Source organism: Argonema galeatum A003/A1, assembly GCF_023333595.1.
Taxonomy (GTDB): domain Bacteria; phylum Cyanobacteriota; class Cyanobacteriia; order Cyanobacteriales; family Aerosakkonemataceae; genus Argonema; species Argonema galeatum.
Window position 1 is genome coordinate 1 of sequence record NZ_JAIQZM010000062.1, and the last position, 20,320, is coordinate 20,320.

At 46.0% G+C, this 20,320-nt stretch carries 18 protein-coding genes and 1 pseudogene; 7 read left to right on the plus strand and 12 right to left on the minus strand.

Annotated elements, in window-relative coordinates:
- Window positions 1-169: 169 nt before the first annotated feature.
- Entirely contained in the window at window positions 170-916 is a 747-nt protein-coding gene (locus LAY41_RS30870) for a choice-of-anchor K domain-containing protein (protein ID WP_275974489.1), read from the plus strand.
- Window positions 917-1,343: 427 nt separating this feature from the next.
- Window positions 1,344-2,075 carry a choice-of-anchor K domain-containing protein gene (locus tag LAY41_RS30875; RefSeq protein WP_249106394.1) on the plus strand — a complete coding sequence of 244 codons (732 nt, stop codon included), beginning with the start codon at window positions 1,344-1,346 and terminating at the stop codon, window positions 2,073-2,075.
- A gap of 66 nt (window positions 2,076-2,141) precedes the next feature.
- Here the strand turns inward: LAY41_RS30875 and LAY41_RS30880 are convergent, their stop codons facing one another.
- Window positions 2,142-2,873: a response regulator transcription factor gene (locus LAY41_RS30880; protein ID WP_249106410.1), complete on the minus strand. Its 732-nt coding sequence runs from the start codon at window positions 2,871-2,873 to the stop codon at window positions 2,142-2,144.
- A 751-nt stretch (window positions 2,874-3,624) separates the two neighbouring features.
- Between LAY41_RS30880 and LAY41_RS30885 the strand changes: the two genes are divergently transcribed.
- On the plus strand, window positions 3,625-4,710 hold the full coding sequence (locus tag LAY41_RS30885; RefSeq protein ID WP_249106395.1) for a YheT family hydrolase: 1,086 nt from the start codon (window positions 3,625-3,627) through the stop codon (window positions 4,708-4,710).
- Here the strand turns inward: LAY41_RS30885 and LAY41_RS30890 are convergent.
- Window positions 4,694-5,263, minus strand: coding sequence for a YIP1 family protein (locus LAY41_RS30890; RefSeq protein WP_249106396.1), 570 nt, complete (start codon window positions 5,261-5,263; stop codon window positions 4,694-4,696). The two genes, LAY41_RS30885 and LAY41_RS30890, sit on opposite strands and share 17 nt — an antisense overlap.
- A gap of 120 nt (window positions 5,264-5,383) precedes the next feature.
- Here LAY41_RS30890 and LAY41_RS30895 point away from each other — a divergent pair, with 120 nt between their 5' ends.
- The gene (locus LAY41_RS30895; RefSeq protein ID WP_249106397.1) at window positions 5,384-6,388 is read left to right on the plus strand and encodes a hypothetical protein; all 1,005 of its coding nucleotides are present in this window, start codon (window positions 5,384-5,386) and stop codon (window positions 6,386-6,388) included.
- A gap of 35 nt (window positions 6,389-6,423) precedes the next feature.
- On the opposite strand, the gene LAY41_RS30900 is transcribed toward LAY41_RS30895, so the two are convergent.
- The 3 genes from LAY41_RS30900 to LAY41_RS30910 form a co-directional block, all read right to left on the minus strand.
- Window positions 6,424-7,224, minus strand: a complete 801-nt coding sequence (locus LAY41_RS30900) for an ion transporter (RefSeq protein ID WP_249106398.1) — start codon at window positions 7,222-7,224, stop codon at window positions 6,424-6,426.
- 187 nt (window positions 7,225-7,411) lie between these two features.
- Window positions 7,412-8,749 (minus strand): DUF2254 domain-containing protein, encoded by a 1,338-nt coding sequence (locus tag LAY41_RS30905; RefSeq protein ID WP_249106399.1) that lies wholly within the window; start codon window positions 8,747-8,749, stop codon window positions 7,412-7,414.
- The gene (locus tag LAY41_RS30910; RefSeq protein ID WP_249106400.1) at window positions 8,746-9,759 is read right to left on the minus strand and encodes a mechanosensitive ion channel family protein; all 1,014 of its coding nucleotides are present in this window, start codon (window positions 9,757-9,759) and stop codon (window positions 8,746-8,748) included. Before LAY41_RS30910 ends, LAY41_RS30905 begins: the two co-directional genes overlap by 4 nt.
- 197 nt (window positions 9,760-9,956) lie before the next feature.
- Between LAY41_RS30910 and LAY41_RS30915 the strand changes: the two genes are divergently transcribed.
- Complete coding sequence (locus LAY41_RS30915) at window positions 9,957-10,949, plus strand: DUF389 domain-containing protein (RefSeq protein WP_249106401.1); 993 nt, start codon at window positions 9,957-9,959, stop codon at window positions 10,947-10,949.
- Between the two features lie 69 nt (window positions 10,950-11,018).
- On the opposite strand, the gene LAY41_RS30920 is transcribed toward LAY41_RS30915, so the two are convergent.
- Window positions 11,019-12,053: a YihY/virulence factor BrkB family protein gene (locus LAY41_RS30920; RefSeq protein WP_249106402.1), complete on the minus strand. Its 1,035-nt coding sequence runs from the start codon at window positions 12,051-12,053 to the stop codon at window positions 11,019-11,021.
- A gap of 331 nt (window positions 12,054-12,384) precedes the next feature.
- Here LAY41_RS30920 and LAY41_RS30925 point away from each other — a divergent pair, with 331 nt between their 5' ends.
- Entirely contained in the window at window positions 12,385-13,167 is a 783-nt protein-coding gene (locus LAY41_RS30925) for an SDR family oxidoreductase (protein ID WP_249106403.1), read from the plus strand.
- A 333-nt stretch (window positions 13,168-13,500) separates the two neighbouring features.
- On the opposite strand, the gene LAY41_RS30930 is transcribed toward LAY41_RS30925, so the two are convergent.
- From LAY41_RS30930 to LAY41_RS30955, 6 genes are all read right to left on the minus strand, one after another.
- On the minus strand, window positions 13,501-14,499 hold the full coding sequence (locus LAY41_RS30930; protein WP_249106404.1) for an nSTAND1 domain-containing NTPase: 999 nt from the start codon (window positions 14,497-14,499) through the stop codon (window positions 13,501-13,503).
- 1,163 nt (window positions 14,500-15,662) lie between these two features.
- The gene (locus LAY41_RS30935) at window positions 15,663-16,907 is read right to left on the minus strand and encodes an aminotransferase class V-fold PLP-dependent enzyme (protein ID WP_249106405.1); all 1,245 of its coding nucleotides are present in this window, start codon (window positions 16,905-16,907) and stop codon (window positions 15,663-15,665) included.
- 102 nt (window positions 16,908-17,009) lie between these two features.
- The gene (locus LAY41_RS30940; protein WP_275974488.1) at window positions 17,010-17,657 is read right to left on the minus strand and encodes a hypothetical protein; all 648 of its coding nucleotides are present in this window, start codon (window positions 17,655-17,657) and stop codon (window positions 17,010-17,012) included.
- A 399-nt stretch (window positions 17,658-18,056) separates the two neighbouring features.
- Window positions 18,057-18,605, minus strand: a complete 549-nt coding sequence (locus LAY41_RS30945; protein ID WP_249106407.1) for an NYN domain-containing protein — start codon at window positions 18,603-18,605, stop codon at window positions 18,057-18,059.
- A 178-nt stretch (window positions 18,606-18,783) separates the two neighbouring features.
- Window positions 18,784-19,476, minus strand: a complete 693-nt coding sequence (locus LAY41_RS30950; protein WP_249106409.1) for an ABC transporter ATP-binding protein — start codon at window positions 19,474-19,476, stop codon at window positions 18,784-18,786.
- Window positions 19,477-19,746, minus strand: coding sequence for a UPF0367 protein family (locus tag LAY41_RS30955; RefSeq protein WP_249106411.1), 270 nt, complete (start codon window positions 19,744-19,746; stop codon window positions 19,477-19,479).
- A 362-nt stretch (window positions 19,747-20,108) separates the two neighbouring features.
- On the opposite strand from LAY41_RS30955, the pseudogene LAY41_RS30960 reads away from it, so the two are divergent.
- Window positions 20,109-20,320, plus strand: a pseudogene (locus LAY41_RS30960) (photosystem II D2 protein (photosystem q(a) protein)); the annotation flags it as partial.

A 20,320-nucleotide genomic window follows, 5' to 3' on the forward strand; every position in this document is an offset into this window, starting at 1 on the left:
ATAAGGTTTTAACCAATAAATTATATGCCCGAATGCTTCGCCCCTACTGCCCTAATCGACGAGAGCGGTTGCTATACTACTGCTTAATAGGTTAAAAGTGGAAATTACCATTGAACAATTACTTGTAAATTGTGTAGTGTGGATTTGCGAACTACCGAACAATAAATTTATGCGATCGCATCCTCACACAGCTAAATTATCCGCAGCCGCTCTCACTGCTACCTTGTTAGTGAGTCTAGCCGGACAAGCGCAAGCGATTACCTTTGAGGGCACATCCTCCGGTCAATGGGGAATGCCTGCTAATCCGTCTGGGAGTACTTATATTTCCAGCGAGAATGGAGGTATAAATAATAGTCTTTCATGGGGTCGGACTGATAACTGTCTGACCTGTACCCCATTCAATAACTATGTCCAGTATGACGGTGTAAGCTTTAATGCTGGTGTAGGTAGCCTTTTCAATCTTGGTAATCTAACTTACCGCAATGGCTCAGTGTGGGACGGTTTCAACGGCGACTTTCCTCTCAATATCGCTTTGTCTTTGACAAACCCTTTCAACACCACTCAGAATTTTGATTTCTCATTTAACATCTTCAACACACCCAACAACAGCGGCGACGCAGTTGTGGATGGGGACAAACTGCGTTTTTCTACTGCTGGCATATCCAGCCAGCAGTTTAATTACGATGGAGTCGATTACACCCTTGAGTTAACTGGCTTCTCTTCCGATGGCGGTCTAACTATGATGAGCGAGTTCAACTCCCCAGAAGGGACTATTGCCAACGCATCTTTGTACGGCAAACTTACGGGTGTTGGTCAAGCGCCGCCGCAGAAGACGATTCCCGAACCTGCTGCTGTGGCTGGTTTATCGCTATTGGGAATTTACTTCGCCACCCGTCGTCGTAGCCGAAACATCTAATCGATGAAGCAGAAAATCTTGCATGGGGATAAGCTGCTCCGCATTTACCCTTCTTCCCCTAGTCCCTAGCCCCTAGCCCCTAGCTATAATAGCGGTTTTCAGTTGCATGAAGTACACCTCAGAAACCGGGTTTCTCCAAGAAACCCGGTTTCTTTATACCTCACTCACCTAACAAAGGTTGTATTGCTAACTTTTTATTTTTATGCAGGGAATAATTTCGGTTTTTGTGGAAAGTTTTTTATAAAGATGTCATGAAGCTTCAATAAAGAATTAATAAAGAGGAATAGCTCAGGCTGTTGTCAAAAGGAAGATTTATAAAGAATCGATGAAGATTAAATAAAGATACGGTAAATACGTAGATAGAAGCTTGGCAAGCCTACGTGAATCTACTAGCTTTGAGAAGTTAGTCCTATTAAGTAAGAAGATTATGAAATTTAATTTAGAAGGTACAGTTAAGGTATCTAAATTTTTTCTGGCGATCGCACTATTGGTGGGTTTCCAAAATCAAGCTCAAGCTGCAACTTTCGCAGGCAGTACTTCTGCTCAATGGGGAACCCCTCTTACTCCCAGTCCCACATCAGTTATCTCAATTAGCAGCCATAACGGCAATACGAATAACCGCCTAACTTGGGGTGAAGCAGCTCCGAATACATTTACCAGCTACGTCCAGTTCGACGGGACAACGTTTAGCGCTGGCGTCAACAGCCTCTTTAATCTTGGCACTCTCTCTTACCGCAACGGCAGTACATACACTTACTCCAATTTTGATGGTGATTTTCCGCTGCAAATAGCTTTATCTCTCGCCCTTCCATTTGCAAGCGGCGAGAGTTTTAACTTTTTATTCAATATCCTAAATACACCGAATACGAGCGGCAATCCTGTTCTGGATGGTGACAGGTTGCGTTTTTCCACCGCCGGACTATCCAGTCAGAAGTTTAATTACCAAGAAAATGATTACACACTTCAACTGATGGGCTTCTCTACCAATGGCGGTAAAGCCATTGTTAAGGAGTTCAACTCACCAGAAGGAAGCGTTGCGATCGCCTCTTTGTACGGTAAGATTATTTCCGATCCGAAATCCGTTACCGTACCTGAACCAGCGAGTTTCGCTGGTCTTTCACTGTTGGGGATTTACTTTGCCGGTCGTCGTCGTAAGTGACATATTCCACACACTGATTCAGGTAACGAATACAGTGGGAGGCGAGGGAGCGAGAAGCTAAAAGTGTCAAGAAGCTGTATCTGCCGTTATTTGCTCGCGACTGGGTAACTCCAGGCAATAGCCAGCACCGTATACAGTCTTGATATAGCGCGGGTGGCGAGGGTCAGGTTCCATTTTGGTTCTCAAATGTCGGATGTGTACGCGAATAGTTTCAATATCATCATCTGGGTCATAGCCCCAGACCTCTTTGAGAATTTCGCTAGGAGAGACCGTCTGACCGTGGCGCTGGAGTAAGCAGTGGAGTAGCTCAAATTCCAGATGAGTTAGTTTGATAGTCTGAGCCAACCAAATAGCTTCAAACCGTTCTGGAACCAGGGTAAGAGGGCCGTAGTTAAGGATTTCGGTGTGTTTGGCGGCTTGGGGAATGCGATCGGTGCGTCGCAGTAAAGCCCGCACCCTGGCGAGCATTTCTTCGATTTCAAACGGCTTGGTCATGTAATCATCGGCACCAGCATTTAAGCCTTGTACCTTATCTTCGGTTTGACCTAAAGCCGTCAACATTAATACTGGGATATCTGCGGTACGCTCATCCCGACGCAGGCGCTGACAAACGGTAAATCCATCCACCTTGGGCAGCATCAGGTCTAGCATTATCAGGTCTGGCTGTATTTGTAGGGCCAGTGCCTGACCCTTAATGCCATCTTCTGCTTGGCTGACATCGTATCCAGCCATTTCCAGATTGACGGCGACTAATTCTGAGATAGCGGGGTCATCGTCGATGACGAGTATCCGAGGCATCATCTTTCTTCCTCCCTGGAGACTCCCGCCATAGCTGTCCTGAGCTTGGCGGTGAGAGGAAAGGGAGGCCGTGGTCTAGTTTGCATAAAGATTGTTAAAATGACGTGAAAAACCCGTTTCGCCGCTCCTTTTAGGAGCCGCTTCGCTAACGGAAGTGGGAACTTTCTGGCATACCTGCTGGCATCACAGGGCTTTGGCTACCGATACTGTGACCCGCCTCGGTGGGGCGTTTAATTGGGGATTACTCCCCCTCCCATTTCTGGGGTGATGTTCGCCTTGACAATGTTAGTGGTCGGTACTATCCCAGCAGCACTGGCTTAACCCTTTAAACCTTTTTAACCACTTGGTTCTAGAGCTACGGACTGGCGTCGCATCCGTAGGTAGGAACTCGAACTCTTGCCACTAACGTAGGTATTGCTACCTAAGTCTGGTCAACTAGGGCTGTTTTTCAAGCCCCCACGCTTAATCGGTACTCCTTTTCACGTGGTGGGTTGTTGACTATATAGCTTTGACTAACGGGTTTTTTTAAGGTTCTTATAGAACCTGTTACGGCATCCAAAGATTCCTGTACAGATTATAAGCAAGGATTCTAAATTCTTTCTAAAGAAAGTGGATCTTTATGGAAGATTTACGGCTATTCGAGGATAGAGGCTTGCGATCGCAGGTTTTTGGGTTCCTATCTCCCTAACGCCCCAGAGATCTGGTTAGGGACTGGTTAAAATTGTTTAAAATTGTGTAGATCTGCGTTGATATGCCAAATTATGCCTATAGTCCACCTTGGCAAACCAGAAACGGTCTGGCGATGACCCTTTACACTGCTCTGTTGGGCGGTCGTGAGTGGGAAAGCACCATTATTGAGCCAGAACCGTCTTACCAAGAGACAATCTTTGCAGGCGCTCAAGACGTGCCCATTTTTGGCCTTGTGGCGATTCCTGAGAAACCTTGCGGTACGATTGTTGGTACTTACGGTATTACAGGGTCTTTGGATAATCAATGGTTTCTAAGACTGCTGGGGCGGAAGGCATTTGCTCGCGGTTATGCAGTGGTGCTATTTGATTGGCGTGCCCACGGCAGAACGGCAGAGTTATCTCCGACACTGACTTCTGATGGTTTGTACGAGGGAGAAGATTTTGTCCGCATTGCCAAATCGGCTAAAACAATGGGGTGTCCGGCACCGTTCTGGTTTGCGGGGTTTTCTCTGGGGGGACAGCTGGCGCTATGGGCGGTGAAAGCAGCACAAGAGCTGACGGTGCAAGATGGGGATATAGGATTGCGATCGACGGACATTGGTGGTGCGGCAGTAATTTGTCCGAGTTTGGATTCCAATCGTTCTCTCTCTTATTTAGTAAAGCATCGCTGGGGCAAGTATTTGGAGAAAGCGATCGCACGCGAACTCAAAAAACTGGCCTGGCGTATCCACGATGCTCATCCCGGCACAATAGATCCGGCTGCGATCGATCGGGCCAACGGCATTTGGGGTTTCGATCGCGAACTTGTAATAGATAGATTGGGCTTCCCATCCGTCGAAGCTTATTACGAGGCTAGCAGCGCTTTACACATATTGCCTCACCTGAAGAAACCGACTCTAATTTTATACACCGCAGATGACCCCATGTTTGACCCGACAATTATACCTGACTTGCAAGCCGCCTCTGCTGATAACCCTTACATTGATTTGATTTTGACTCGTTACGGCGGTCATGTGGGCTACATCAGCAGCAAAACGTGCCAGCAGCAAGCGGGAGACCCCGATTGTTGGTGGGCTTGGAATCGAGTGTTAGATTGGTGCGATCGCACCACAAAAACTACCGTCGCCGATATCAAGCGGCCAACTTAACTAAATACTGTTCAAAAACTTGTACAAAACCAATTGCTACTTGAATTAAAGGCCAACCTACCAAACAAATCAACCACGCCTTACGAGTGGTAATATCCAAACCTTGACGAACGGCAACAATTACAGCTAGCAAACTCCATACAGATAACACCAGTTCGATCGGTCGTCCTAACAAAGGAATCACCGTTAAGAAATTCAGCGATTGGGGAGAATAGGCATAGCCAATAGGAATCAGCAGATCTTTATAAGATACGTGATTCGGTTTTAGCCACTGTCCGAGCTTCGAGATTGTTAGAGTCCAAAAATAGTATCCTCCCGCCACGCTGAGGCCATCTATCAAAAGTGCCAGAACTAGGATAGGCAGAGTAGCCCTGTTAATCAATAAGATAACTGCACTGCCAAGGGCATGGGACACAGCCGCTAAAATTACGATCGTAAGCGATCGCCGTTGAGTTTTAGGAGTATTGCGAGCATTTTCGTAAAAATCTCCCTTCAACGCTAATGCTTTCCAGATTGTCTTGCCCAAACCACCTTTTGACTTTTTATCACTCACAGCGAATCTCTAATACTTGAGGTAGATGACAATCTAGATATTATCCTGATTCAGTAAAATATCACAACCAAAATTTAATCTGCTAAATGCGAAGTTCTTTAGAGGCTTAAACATTATTCAATGCTTCAAATTATCTGGCGGATACTTATCTGGCTTCGAGGTGGAAGTTTAAGGTTACTAATCTTAGCAGGATTATTGCTTCTTGCCTGGGGAACTCTCGCGCCAGTGGGAACTATAGTGTGGTGGGTGAATGAAGGATATGAGAGTCTAAGCTTTAAAAGTAACCAGGCCAAGAACTTGCCATTCGACAAGATTTCCAGTTCTGTTACTAAGTCTTCAAAGATTAATTGTTATATAGTCTTTTTGCCAGGAGTGGGGGATTTTTCTGCCGATGAATTAACTCCTGGGGAAGAAGAATTTTTAAACCGTTTAGTAAAAACTCATTCTAATTGTGTAGCGGTTCGGGATGTTTTTCCCTACTCAGCGGCGAACGAGAGTCTGGGAGGTCGAAGACCGCTGGCACCCCTGTGGCGATTTGCCCATCAGGCAGATGGCTGGCTAGATGTAGCAGACGTACTGATCAAAATCCGCAATCTTTGGCGATTTGCTATTTCCGCAGACGATCGCTACGGCCCTATTTATAACCAGGGGATTGCCACTGCGATCGTCGATCGTATGGAAGCGGTACATCCGATCCCACAGTCCCAACCTTTTAAAATTATTCTCATCGGTACTAGCGGAGGCGCACAAGTTGCGCTGGGGGCAGTTCCCTATCTTCACCAGTGGCTAAATACAAAAATTACAGTTGTCTCCGTTGGAGGCGTCTTCGCTGGCGATAAAGGCTTCAATTTATCCGATCGAATCTACCACTTGCGAGGCCGTCGAGATTGGATTGAAGATATAGGTCGCGTTGTGTTCCCGCCCCGTTGGCCTTGGACTGTTGGTTCTCCCTTTAATCAAGCCGTTCGGGAAGGTCGTTACACAGTACAAATCAGCGGCCCTCACGCTCATGATGGCCCTGAAGGTTATTTCGGTCAAGCGGTTGCCAAGGCAAATGGCATCACCTATGTAGATTTAACCCTGCAACAAGTTAACCAACTTCCTATTTGGTCTGTGCAAAAATAATCAATTACCTACAAATAGAAAATCTGAAACAGTCTTCAAGATTCTTGTTTATGACCGGAAAGAGCTTGAATATCAGCTCGCAATGCTGAAATTTCCTCATGCAGGGCGGCTATAGACTTAGCACCTGCTATTTCTGCCCGATCGTTTTCTGCATCGCGACCGACAAAAAAGGTAGCGATCGCAGCCGTTACATAACCAAATACCCCAAAAGCATACAGCGATAAAATCAAACAAAGCACTCTACCTTCTGGAGTTTGCGGCCAATATTCCGACCCCATTGTGGTCATAATCATCGCCGTCCACCACAGTGCAGTACCGTAATCTTTTAATCCTGCCCCATTAGGATTATTATTTTCAAAAGCATACATTCCTGCTGCTCCCACAAACGTTACTACTAAACTAAGTGAAATTACGTAACCAAAACCGCGACGGCCCATGCTAGATCTGAGCGATCGCATCCCCCGATTTAAAGAAGTAATCACTCGCACTAATCGCAGTCCTCGCGCCGGATTGAGCAAGCGAATAACGCGGGTAATCCGAAAAATCCGCAATGCTGGCAACATTAAAGATAGAGCCGTTAGCCAGTTTTGTTTGAGATAAACAACTTTATGAGGAGCCAGAGTAAATCGCAATCCGAAATCCAGTACAAAAACGATCCAAATAACGTTACTAATAACTTCTAATATAGGATTTAAGCCCGCAATTAAATCGACTACTAACAACGCCAACCATCCGAAACCCAGCAAAAGCATCGGTGTTTCCAACCAGTCTTCTAACTGTTCCAGAACTTCGCTTCGTTCTTTTTCGAGTTCCCTTTTTTGGTTGGGCTGGTTCATAATATTTTGAGTTAAAACTTCTTAACTGCTCAACTGCTCTTGAAGCCGATTCATTAATTTATTTTGTTTTCTATAAAGGGAGTTAAAGAGTCGGATGCACAGATTCGCTCTCCTCTTCCCCGCGAAATTCAAGCGCAATTAAGGGCAGCAGGTTTTAATGTCACACCTTTGGTTAACGTGACGGTACTTACACCACCGAGTTAACATCGTCTAACTCTTTCAGGGCTGCCAAATATCGCTCCTTAACACAATCGCGATCGCTCTCTTCTGATATTTGCGCCTGACTTGTACGCTGAATCATATTGGCATGATGCACTAGCGCTTGGCGATATTTCTTATTTTTAGTATGGGTGGCGATAACTGCGATCGTTTCTAGCAAGCGAATTTGTACCGCTACATCCGGCTTGCTATACTGTCGGATTTGATTAAAAGCAGCATCAATGATGCCGACAAACGTAACTCGTTCGGCAATTACGCGCAAATTTTTCTCCTCATCGTAGCGATAAGGAGATGGAAATTCTCTTTCTGCCAGACCACAGAGTGCTACACTTAGTCGATCGATACAGCTGATGGCGGTAAAGGGATCGTTGACCCCAGGAGAAATGGCACGCACGGCAATTTCAACTAATTGATCGATCGAAAATTCTATATCCTGCTGTTCGGTGCGTTGTCTGCCTAAAATAAATAATTGATGGATTTGCTTGGCCAAGTTTTTATCCACCGCTTTGTTTGGCCAAACGGCGACTATTTCGCTTCCTTGGACGATAAATTTTCCGGGGCCATATTTAAGACGCAAAATTAAGTTTTTTGACTTGGCGATCTGCATCAATTTCTCGTCATCAATTGCCTGAAGATAACCGCTGCTAGTGGCTAAAATCGGTGAGGCTTCTCGGTGGAAATTAGCTGGAATCTCCTCAACCGAGCGCCGAGAGTTAGCAACGCCATGCCCTATTTTTTCAGGGAATAGGCGATCGATGGCTTTGTCGAGATCGGAACCGACTTGCGCGATGATGTACGACGATTGAATCGAAGTTGAAGCGTGATGTATAAAATAGATAAACACGCCGATGCTGGCGATCGCTAACAGGATGCCCACTGTTACCGAAATCTGTGGCACGAAAACTTCATAGTCTTCTCCGTGAATGGTTCGCAGTACGAGCAAACAGTAAATAAATGTGGCGATGAATGTGCCAAGCACTACCTGATTGCCCGTATCTTGCATGAAATTGCGGAGGAGTCGCGGGCCAAATTGCGAGGAAGCAAGTTGGAGCGCTACCAGGGTGATGGAAAAAACAGTACCCGCAACGGTAATCATGGAACCTGCAACCGATGAAAGCAGGGTGCGGGCTCCTTCTGGGCCACCACTATAAATCCAGCCTAATTTCTCAATTGGGCCAGACATACCATAGCGATCGAGCGTCACCATCCCAAATGCTAGCGCGATCGCTATGGTGGCCATTAAGGTTGGGACGAACCAATAGCTACTATGCAGTGAGTCCCAAAGTTTGAGCAGTTTGATTTTCATTCGCCATCGGTGGTATTTTGAACTTTGCCGTTACCATCTGTTTGCGAGCGCATTTCGGCTAATTTACGCAAAGAACCGCCGATACTGCGCGGTTTCGGTACTTCGCTTTTTCCGGCGGGCCAACCTTCGCGCTGAAGAGAGCGATCGCCATCTGTCTCTTCTGTTTGGTCGTGAAACAGAATCTGATAAGTTGGGAAAGCTAAATCGATGCCGTTAGCAGTTAACTTATTCTTAATAGCGGTAAGAACTTTGTCCTTTGCGTCGAGAGTCTCGGCACGACGCGGCGGCGCGACCCACCAACGAGCGCGGATATTGACGGTACTTTCAGCCAGTTCTACTACCAGCGCGTCTGGGGGTGGATCTTCTAATACCTCATTCACGCTACGAACTGCTTCCAGAATTAACTGTTTGGCGCGATCGATATTGTCCCCATAGCCAATGCCGACATCGTACTCTAAACGGCGGTTATCAAAGGCTGTGTTGACAGTGACCGAATTAGTGAACAGCTCGGAATTCGGAATCACGATGCGACGACCATCATAAGTTCTGATTGTACTGGCGCGTGTTTGGATGTTTTCGACTGTTCCCTCAAAGTCTTTGAAGACGATCTGGTCGCCAATTTGGAAAGGTTCAGTTAACAGAATCAGGATGCCAGCTAGGAAGTTCTGGAGAATGTCGCGGAATGCAAAGCCGATCGCCACACTGCTAATACCCAGCAGTTGAATCAAATCTCCGGCCTGGAATGATGGGATGACGATCGATAATGCAATAAATAAACCGACTAAAATCACCACTCCCTGGGACAAACGCCCCAGTACCAACCCCAGATTGCGAGCCTGTCGATGCCTTCGAGTCAGGCGTTTGACGAGCAATTTAATTTGGCCCGCCGCGAAAAAAAACAGCCCGAAGACGATCGCGGCCAACATTATATTTGGCAGCATTACAATCAGGCCGTCAATCATCCCCTGAATCTTCGCCCACGCTGCTAACGTTGATTCTTGAAGATTCATGGCATCTCCCTGCGGTATAAAACTTTGTTGATTATAGTTAAATCTCAAAAGCTTAAACTCTATCCAAGGTTAGTAATACGCATTTTCCTGGGTAATGCTATATATCGCACTACAAAGAGGACGAAACTGGTATATAATATCGGGTCAAAAGGAAAATAGTATAAATTTACGTTTCAGGCTATAAGGAGAGAATTTTGATGAAAAGTATTAAGACTCGCTTTAAAAAATTCAAAACCAGAAACATCGAGCCGCCAAGTTTAGAGCGAATACAATTAGAGCTATTAGAAGAATCAAATTTAGATATTAATTATCTTGTCTTGATTTTAGGTTCATGCGTAATTGCCACTTTAGGGCTTTTATCTAATAGCGTAGCTGTGATTATTGGAGCTATGATCGTTGCTCCTTTAATGTTGCCTATTCGCGGATTGGCATTTGGAGCCTTAGAAGGCCATGTTGTCTTAGTTCGCAAAGGATTAAGTGCGATCGCAGTAGGTACTTTTCTCGCAATTGTGTTAGCTGTATTGCTAGGTTCCTTAATAAGATTGCCGGAATTTGGCAGCGAAGTTATAGCTCGTTCCAAACCAACCTTGCTAGATTTGGGAATTGCGGTTGCAGCCGGGGGAATCAGCGGTTTTGCCAAAGTTCAACCCAAAGTTTCTGGTACTCTGGCTGGAACTGCGATCGCTGTCGCTCTCATGCCCCCAATTTGTGTAATTGGTTTGGCTTTATCTCAAGGAAATTGGTCGCTCAGTTTGGGTGCAACACTTCTGTATTTAACCAATTTGTTGGGAATTACTCTTTCTTGTATGCTGACCTTTTTAATAGCAGGCTACACTCCATTGCATCGCGCCCGTAAAGCTCTTACTTGGACTTTAGTTTTTACAGCCATACTTGTGATTCCCTTGGGCGTGAGCTTTGTAGAATTAATCAAGCAAGCCCGACTGGAAGCAAGTCTTAAAAAGGCGTTACTAAACCGAACGATTACCTTTCAGCGGGTGGTACTGATGAAAAGCGATGCCAACTGGTTAACCAATCCACCCGAAGTCCGCCTGAATGTTCGCAGTAGCGAACCTTTGACACCAAAACAAGTGCGGCTTTTAGAAGAATTTGTAGAAAAAGAGATGGGTCAACACATCACGCTGATTTTTGAAGTGGGTCAAGTTGAAGAAGTGAGGCGTGAAGCCCTCTAAAGTATAGTTCTCAATCAAAGCCTTAATAATTTTTGGAAATGATATCACTTGTTGGTGAAAACAAGATTGTTACCGATATCGATTTTTCCTCTTCCCAGTTAGCCGTTGCACAAACCCGCGCCATCCAGAGCGTCTAGACATCCGTCTATTTCCTCGCTTGCTGCGATCCGATTCCCCCGCTGCTTCGATATCTTGAGTGCGAGGCATTCCTTGTTGGGCGCGGGCTTCCTCGGTGACGGGGACAGCATTTTTATCGGGGACGATTTGAGAACCATATTTTCTCGCATAAACCTGAGTAAACTCTGCGCCGAAAAAGAGAATTTGAGCAGCATAGTAAACCCAAGCCAAGATAACTACAAGTGACCCAGCTGCACCGTAAGTCGATCCAAAACTGCCGTTCCCTAAATACAAACCCAGCAAAGTTTTGCCGATCGTGAACAGCAGCGAAGTGATAGCAGCACCAATCCAAACATCACTCCAGGTAATTTTCACATCTGGCAAGAATTTGTAAATCATCGCGAACAGTAATGTAATGACGCCGAACGAGATGACAAAATTGGCAATTTGCCAAAGAAAGTCAATACCGGGTAGCAAATTACTTAAATAAGTACTAAGTCCTGCTAATACGGCGCTGACTACTAGGGACACCAGCAATAAAAAGCCGATTCCCAGTACCATTGAGAAGGACAAAAAGTTTTGGCGAATAAAGCTTTTGACGTTAATACCTGGTTTTGGTGCCACTTCCCAAATAGTATTGAGGGCATCTCGCAGCTGACCAAATACGCCAGACGCGCCAAACAGCAAGGCGATGACGCTAATAATTGAGGCGATAGTCCCGGTGGCTGGTTTGTTGGCATTTTCGATCGCTGTCTCGATGACTTCTGCGCCACTTCTGCCGACTAAACCTTGAATTTGGCCTACAATCTGGCCTCTTGCCGCTTCTTCCCCGAATACGCTGCCTGCGATCGCAATTACGATAATCAGCAGCGGTGCGATCGAAAACACCGTATAATACGCCAACGCTGCCGCCAACCGCGACGCTTTATCCTCATTCCATTCATCAAAAGTTTCTTTCAGCAGTCCCCACATTGTCTTTAAATTCATGGGTACTCTTCTTTTAGGGTAATGAGGATCTTGGTTTGAAGAAGTAGAAGTACGTTCGGGCATCTTTCGGCAATGGTTGAATGTTTTTGGTTTTGGCTTATTTTCTGGTTTACTGCATTAAGGTAGAGGAACGCATCTATCCTATGGGCTAATACACATCTACTCCTGGAAGCTGCATACATTTTTTCGGCAATAGGCTTTAAAATTTCTACCTTCAGGGTGATCGATAAATAATTTTGTTATGATTTGATTGAACCAAAAGCAAATCGTTGGTGAAGCTCGGCAACATGACGGCTGAAAACTTTTAGAACTTTTGCCAGGGAAGGATAATATGCAGCTTGCAGGAAAAGTGGCGCTTGTTACAGGATCGGGTTCGGGAATTGGCAAGGCGGCTGCAAAGTTGCTAGCGAAAGAGGGTGCTAAAGTTGCAGCGTTAGCGCATAAAGAAGGAGAAGCAGAGCAAATTGTTGCCGAAATTGAAGGCGATGGTGGCGAAGCCATTCCTCTCATTGCCGATATTTCGCAGCAGGATATGATGCAACAAGCAATCCAGCAAATTGCGGATAAGTGGGGACGACTGGATATTGTGTTTGCGAATGCTGGTATTAATGGTGTCTGGGCACCGATAGAAGAATTGACGCCCGAAGAGTGGGATAAAACTATAAATGTTAATCTTAAAGGCACATTTTTAACAGTAAAATACGCTGTACCTTATCTGAAAAAGCAAGGCGGCTCGGTTATTATTACTTCCTCGGTTAACGGTACGCGCATTTTTAGCAATACTGGTGCAACGGCTTATTCATGTTCTAAAGCTGCTCAGGTTGCCTTTACGAAAATGGTGGCATTGGAACTTGCCGAACACCGCATTCGCGTCAATGTCATCTGTCCGGGAGCGATCGAAACCGATATTGACGAAAACACGGAACGGCGCGATCTTGATAAGGTTAAGGAACCTGTTGAGTTTCCGGAAGGGGAGATTCCCCTAACTGACGGCAAGCCGGGAACTTCACAGCAGGTGGCACAATTAGTGCTATTTCTAGCTTCGGATGCTTCGAGTCACATTAGCGGTACAGAAATTTGGATTGATGGGGCGCAGTCGCTACTTCAAGGGTGAACGCCGAGAGGCAGAGGGGCAGAGGGGCAGAGGGGCAGAGGAGAAAAGAAATAAAAATGGGGTCTTTTGGAATTATGATGCTAATGTTCATGGTAAACATTTTTGTAGGGACACGGCATCATTAAAACTTTGGATGACCAACATTATTTTCTGATGCCGTGTCCCTACAGCATAATTGACTAAAAAGAACCGGCTTTCAGGTAAAGACAGTTGCAAGAAACCCGGTTTCTAACTCTGGTGCAAGATATGACTTTAAACAAAATATAAATTTTCTTAACTGCTCTGCTCAATATCACAACCGATTTTCTTAGATAGCGAAATTGCCACCCATTTCTACCTCCCCATAGCTTTCCACAAGGAGTCCAATACTTGAGTTTGTTTCAGCACGCCGATCGCAACCAAAACCACCAGGATGAGAATTGCCATACTGCCAGCGCTTCTGGCAAAATAAGCTGCGGGTGGGGTAATTTTCCAAAGCGGTTTGGGAATGCGACGCGCTTCTTGTTCAAATCTAGCTTTTGCCCAACTGACAACCTGCTCTTGCTGACGCGCTTCCAACAACAAACTAGCTGCCAACTGTAATAAGAAAGGATGACATCCACCCCATTTTCTGGCGAGGCGTTGCTCATCGTTACGCAAGGCTGCTGGAACACCAGTTCTGGCAGGCAAACTTACCAGTTCTTTTGCTTCTTCTTCAGCCAAATTGCCTAATCTGAGAACATCACCCATATTGAAGAAAGAAGAGGTCAATTTATACCGCTGCCGATAAAAATTTAGTTCTCTTTGTGAAGCTACCACTAGCATCAAGGCGTTGGTGTTCATCAAAAAAAGCAAGTTGTCAAAAAATCCATCACTGAATTCATTGGGATGCTTGAACAAAGCGCTAAATTCATCCAGACAAAGCACCGGCAGCACTCCCTGCCGTTTCCACTCTCCCATCACTGAGGAAAAGGTCTGGCGCTCAAAGGATGTAACTTGAAATGGTCTGGTTAAGGTTCGTTGCGATCGCACTTTTGGCAGATTTAACAATTGTCGAGCTACGGCGTGATAAAAACCAATCTCATCCCGGCACTCGGAATCCAGGAGGTCGAGATAAATTGCTACGTAACGTTTGGGATTCTCCACCCGCTGTTCGTAAGTCTGGAAAAAGTGATATAGCAGGGAAGATTTCCCGATGCCTTTTTTACCCACAACGTTGATGCTGACAGGTTGAGAACCTGTCATCCGCGAGGTAAGGGCGTCCAGTTCTGAAGAGCGACCGACAAAGAACTGGGGGTCGGTAATCATCGGCCCCGCCACAAAGGGGCTCTGAGGCACTGAGCGGTTGATCATAGAACATTTTTACAACAACTTGAGAGCCAGCTGCTACACTAACCCTGGTTTATTAAGCTGCTACGCATCTAATTTTACAGTCAGTTTTTCTCTTGCTTCTTGTGGGATGGGCAGGAAAGCCCGTCTTTGTATTCGATTTAGATGCGTAATAGCTTAGGACTTACGCTTTTCTCCCCCCTAGCCCCCCAAATCTGGGGGGAATGAGGAGGGGAGCCCCCAGATTTGGGGGGCCTTGGCAAGGGGGGGCAAAACCTTGGTTTTTGCGTAAGTCCTGTTTATCAACGTTTACGCATTTGCACAGCAAAGGAGCGCGAGCTAGGGAGAGATCCGGTGAAACCTTGAAGACTCGTCTACCTAAAGAAATATTTTATAATTGCTTAATAAAGTAGTAAAGATAAATTTAACTGTTGATTGTGAACAAAAAAAATCAACAGTCAAGAACAATAAAATATTTTTAAGTTTAGTTAAGCCCACTCATTTAGCTACTGTTGTACCGGACGCTAAACTAGGATGCTAAGTCAGAGATTGATAACACGAAATGTGGGCTACCCTCAACTTTTATCCTTTTTCTACGCACCGCGTACAGGAGCCGCTTGATTGAACTTCTCTCATCCTCGTTGAGTGAGTTTTGCATCAGCGCAAGCAATAATCTCTCATATTCGCCGCGACTAATTCTGCGAGAACGGCTGGCTTGTGCAAATATTTCTGAGAAAGTGTAAGGAAGCATACAAACTTGGGATGGCATCATAATCGCTTTCCTGGTTGTTGATTACATGATTTCAATCTAAAGAAGAAAAGTGAAAAACTGGGGAAGAAGAAAGTTGGTCGCCAACTATTTTGGTCGCTAGAGAGTTACATTCAATTATGTAACTCTCTGCCTATCCCAGAATGTCACTAACATTAAGACTTTTGGTAGATTTGTTGGGGAGAAAACATTAAGACTTTTGGTAGATATGTGGCGAAGAAAACATTAAGACTTTTGGTAGATTTGTGGGGGAGAAAGGAACAATTTCAATAAACATTCTTCAAGTCGCTGGGATTCAAGTGCCTAGTATACTTCGCACGGGCATAAATGGGCGAAGCATTCCGTGAATAATTTGTTGGTTGAACCCAAAGATCTTTGACGGAATGCTAATGCCTACGGCACGCACTCAGCGGAGCCCCTACAGGAATAAAAAAAGCTCTGTCTGTGACCGTGCTGAGTATAGTTGTGCTAGAGCAAAAGCTAAATACTCATACTGTGCCTGTGTATTATAAATTTGAGCAGAAATACGAATTAGCTGCTTTGGTGCGGCAGGCCACGGAATTACCGGCACTTCAATTCCAAATTCCTTAAATAGAGCATCTTGTAAAGGCGGTATTAAAGGCGTTTTACCTGGATTCGGCGCTGCATCTGGTAAAGGCACAACTGCCATTGCACCGATCGTCTCATCGGGACAAGGTGGCGTTTCGCCAAGCGCTTCGCAAAGTATCTGCCTCGCCGCCAGTGCCATTGCCCGATTTCGTGCCATTAACTCAGACCACCCACCTTCAAGCAGAGAACCCATAAACTTAATCGCTTCTGGCACGCACAAGTAAGCCGTAGGATCGTCAGTTCCCATCCAGTCAAACTCTAGCTGGAAGCGAGTCCTGTCCGTGCGTGGAGAATTCGCACCGTGGCTAATTGTAGTAGGACGAATCTGGGATTGCCGATCGCGTCGCACATACAAAAATGCCGCCCCTTTTGGCGCACATAACCACTTGTGGCAGTTACCAGTGTAATAAGTCGCCCCAATCTCCCGTAAGTTGAGGGACAACATCCCAGGCGCATGGGCACCATCTATGAGAGTATCGATACCAAGTTCGGCTAGCTGGGATACTAGCCGCTGGATGGGAAAAATCAAACCAGTCTGGCTGGTGATATGATCTAGTAGTGCCAATCGCGTCTTAGACGAAACTTTTTCCATTACCGCTGCGATCTCCTGTTCTGGCGAATCCATCGGGAAAGGCACTTTTGCCACCACTACCCGCGCACCTGTCTCGTTGGCAACAAAATCAAGCACGTTGCGGCAGGCATTGTATTCGTGGTCTGTTGTCAGTAACTCATCATCGCTGGTAAATTTGAGCGATCGCAACACCGCATTCACCCCCGTTGTCGCATTGGGGACAAATACCAACTCCGACGCATCTGCACCGATGAACTCAGCCAACTCACTTCTAGCGGCATCCAGCAATTCTTCAAACTCGCGCCCAAAAAAGCGCAACGGTTCCCGTTCCATTTGTTGACGCAGGCGCTGCTGTGCTTCCAAAACCGGCATTGGACAAGCACCAAATGAGCCGTGGTTAAGAAATGTTACATCTGGGTCAAGCCCCCAGAACTTCTCAAACCCCGAACGCTGAAGTGGGAAGCGTGAAATTTGATTTTTCATGCTTCCCACTTCATCCTTTTCTAAACTCCCCGGGTGGGATTCGAACCTACGACCAATCGGTTACACTTATCCCAACATTTCTGAAGGGGGTGGACTATCTCATCATCCACATGGGATGTCGGGCGCTGTCGCTGATGCTGTATCTTTTAATTTCAGGTCAATTTTATATCTCATACAGTCTGTGACAAAGGGATCGATCAAACTTATTAGCTTTCGACCTTCTTTGGCTCCCATTCTTAGTCTCCACCAACTTTTATTTGGAACAACAGTCCAATGAATATCCCATTGTTCCTCAAAGTAAATCTTGACTAATTGAGCTTCTGCCTCAGAGCAATATGTGTTTAGAGTGAGTTCGCGACCGTGGATTTTTCCCTCGCGCCGCTTGTATGATAGCGAACCATCATCAAGATACCACAAGGCTATTCCCAGCGGGGTTAGAATTTTCAGCCCTTTTTGGGTGAACTGCTTTTTTCCGTTTTTGTATATAACGGGATACAACGAGCGCAGGCGTGCATGGTTTCTAGTTACCAACTCAACACCTGGGTAGCCGTTGTTATCAAAGCTTCTAACTTTCAACTCATACCCAAACATAGATTGAATAATCTGGCTTTTGTATTCCAGATATTCTTTTTGGCGTTCGCTGTGAATGATTTTTAATACGACTGCTCCTCCTAGATTTTTCCTAAGAGTGGCCTCGCCGTATATCATACCCACGAGCGCTGACCTGATTTCCCGTATCGTTCCTACCATTTGGTAGAACCTTTTTAAGCATTCAGCTTAGTCTCTGCACCTTTCTGGCTAATGAGAGCAAATCGCTCTATTTTCCCAGACTTGGCTCAAGATTACCGCCACCCGAAGTGCTGCGGTTTCCTTGAATTCACCCGATTTTACACTACTCGTTGCCGAATAGCGCTGCTAGGTAATGCAAGCAAACTTGAAGGTTTACCTGCGTTTGTCCCTTACAGCCGATCGCTCTACCACTGAGCTACCGAGGATTGCGTTGGCTGCTACTTGAGCAACCCTTAAATATATTAACGGTAATGCAACCGAGTTGGCAAGCCCTCTGGCAAACTTTTTTGATTTTTATTTATATAACTCGTCTTAAGCCATATCTAGCGAGGCTTTGAGCGCATAAAAAGCCGTCGGGTGCTACTTCAATCCCATTCGCAACTGGGCCAAACGTTGCCGGGATTTCGGGTCAAGGGAATTGGCTAGAAAACGACTGGATGATTGCTTGTTGGCTTTGTTTTGGCGGCGGATGCCCTGAGCCGTTGATTCAACTTCGTGGTAGAGTTTCTGGGCTGACATCCATTCGGCACCGTACCCCGTGACCATCAGTTGCTGAACTCGATCTGATGTCGCCACAATCACTCTACGTTTAAATTTACGCAATTCTTGGTTTAAGTCAGCACAGATTTTTTCTATGAAAGTGTCTGCTGTCTGCTCAAAATCAGTGAAGCAAATCGATAAACGATCGGTAATAACTTCACTATTGCTTGGTGTATTTCTATACTGGGCATCAAATACTATCTGAGTATCCAAGCCTTGAAAAGCACTATAGCTGACTAGCGCTTCAATCAGTTGCCAGCGGGCGGCCTCTAGTCCGTTGCGATCGCGCGTGTAAAGCAGAAGAGGCCAAGCGCCAATTATGTTGTAGCCGTCTACGAGCAAAGTAGCCGACGGCGAGGGGGGTATCATTTTTCAACGCCAAATTTTTCTAAACTTAATATTTTCGATGATACTTTATCTTTCAATATAGGGCTAGAAAAGTCAAAAGTCAAAAGTCAAAAGAAAGAAATTTCTCCCTCTTCTCCTTTTTCCCCTCTTCCCCTAGCCCCTTTTTGACTTTTGACTTTTGACTTTCCTAGCCCCTCTGCTAGGCAATCTCCTCTTGCATCAGGCGTTGTTTCAAGCGATTTGGATCGCCTTTATCAACAACCAAGCCCCGTTCTAACAAGAATGCTCCGTCGCAGTAATTTAACTCGTCTAAGCGGTGAGTGACCCACAGGGCAGTTATGCCCTGCGTATTGACTAAACGCCGCACTTGAGCTACTAAGTCTAACTGACTGTCTGGATCGAGAAGGGCGGTGGGTTCATCCAACAACAATACTTCACAGCGACGGGCGAGGGCACCTGCGATCGCGACCCGCTGCTTTTGACCCCCACTCAAAGCATAAATTGGCCGTCTTTGCAATGCCCACAAATTCACAGTCGCCAGCGCTTCTTCTACCCGCTGACGAACTTGGCGCAAGGGGAGATTTTCCTCTACCAGTCCAAAGGCTACATCTGCACCAACGGTGGGCATCACCAATTGATGATCCGGATTTTGGAAGACGAATCCCACAGGCCCAGCAATCTTAATTTCACCAGACTGGGGACGCAAAAGTCCAGCCAGCAATCTCAACAATGTCGATTTTCCGCTCCCATTTGTCCCCAAAAGCATCCAGAATTGGCCCTTGGGGACATTGAGAGAACAGGATTTTAAAACTGTTTCGCCCCCAGGCCAGCTAAAGCCAACATTTTCCACTGTAATGGCTGATTGGGTCATGCGATCGCCGTCTGTGGGCATTTATGCTTCTGTCATCGCGAAGAAACCGGGGGGTCTGCCAGCAGATGCAGCACCGGACTTCTGAGATATTTGCACTGCGGTGATTTCAGTACTCAGGACGCCGATCTTTTTTTCTAGCTGTTTGTCGCAAGTGAGTTCCAAAATTTGAGGATTGCCAGAGCGCATCGCTTCCAGAACTTGATTGTAGAGCGCTTGGGCGTCCTCGTCTGACTTCCGTTGCACTGAAAGTGGGAAGGGAGTGTTCTTTAAAGTCAAGTCAATAGTGAACATGGGCGTTTGAGATATTCTGCTTAATTCCACAACCACTTTCTAGTATTGCAAAGTTAGCGAAATTAGGGGCCTCAAAAGTCAAAAGTCAAAAGTCAAAAGTCAAAAGAAAGAAAATTCTCCCTCTTCCCCCAGTCCCCAGTCCCCAGTCCCCAGTCCCTTTTGTCTTTTGACTTCCTTGTCCTGAATTAAATCAATCTAGGGTGTGAAAAATTTGGAAACTTGCACCTATAATGAGAGACATAGTAAAGAAACGTAAACTAGAATTACGTTTAAAGTGGTTTTGTGCGTAACCTTAACTGCCAAACAGTTAGGTGACCGTAAAACCGATCGACCGTACTCATACCTATTCGGAGATTTGCGTCATGACAATTGCTGTCGGACGTGCTGGAGCCTCAAGAGGAGCGTTTGACGTCCTCGACGACTGGTTAAAGCGCGATCGGTTCGTATTCGTCGGCTGGTCCGGCATCCTCCTATTCCCCTGCGCCTACCTAGCGCTAGGCGGATGGTTGACCGGCACCACCTTCGTCACATCCTGGTACACCCACGGACTAGCCTCATCCTACCTAGAAGGCTG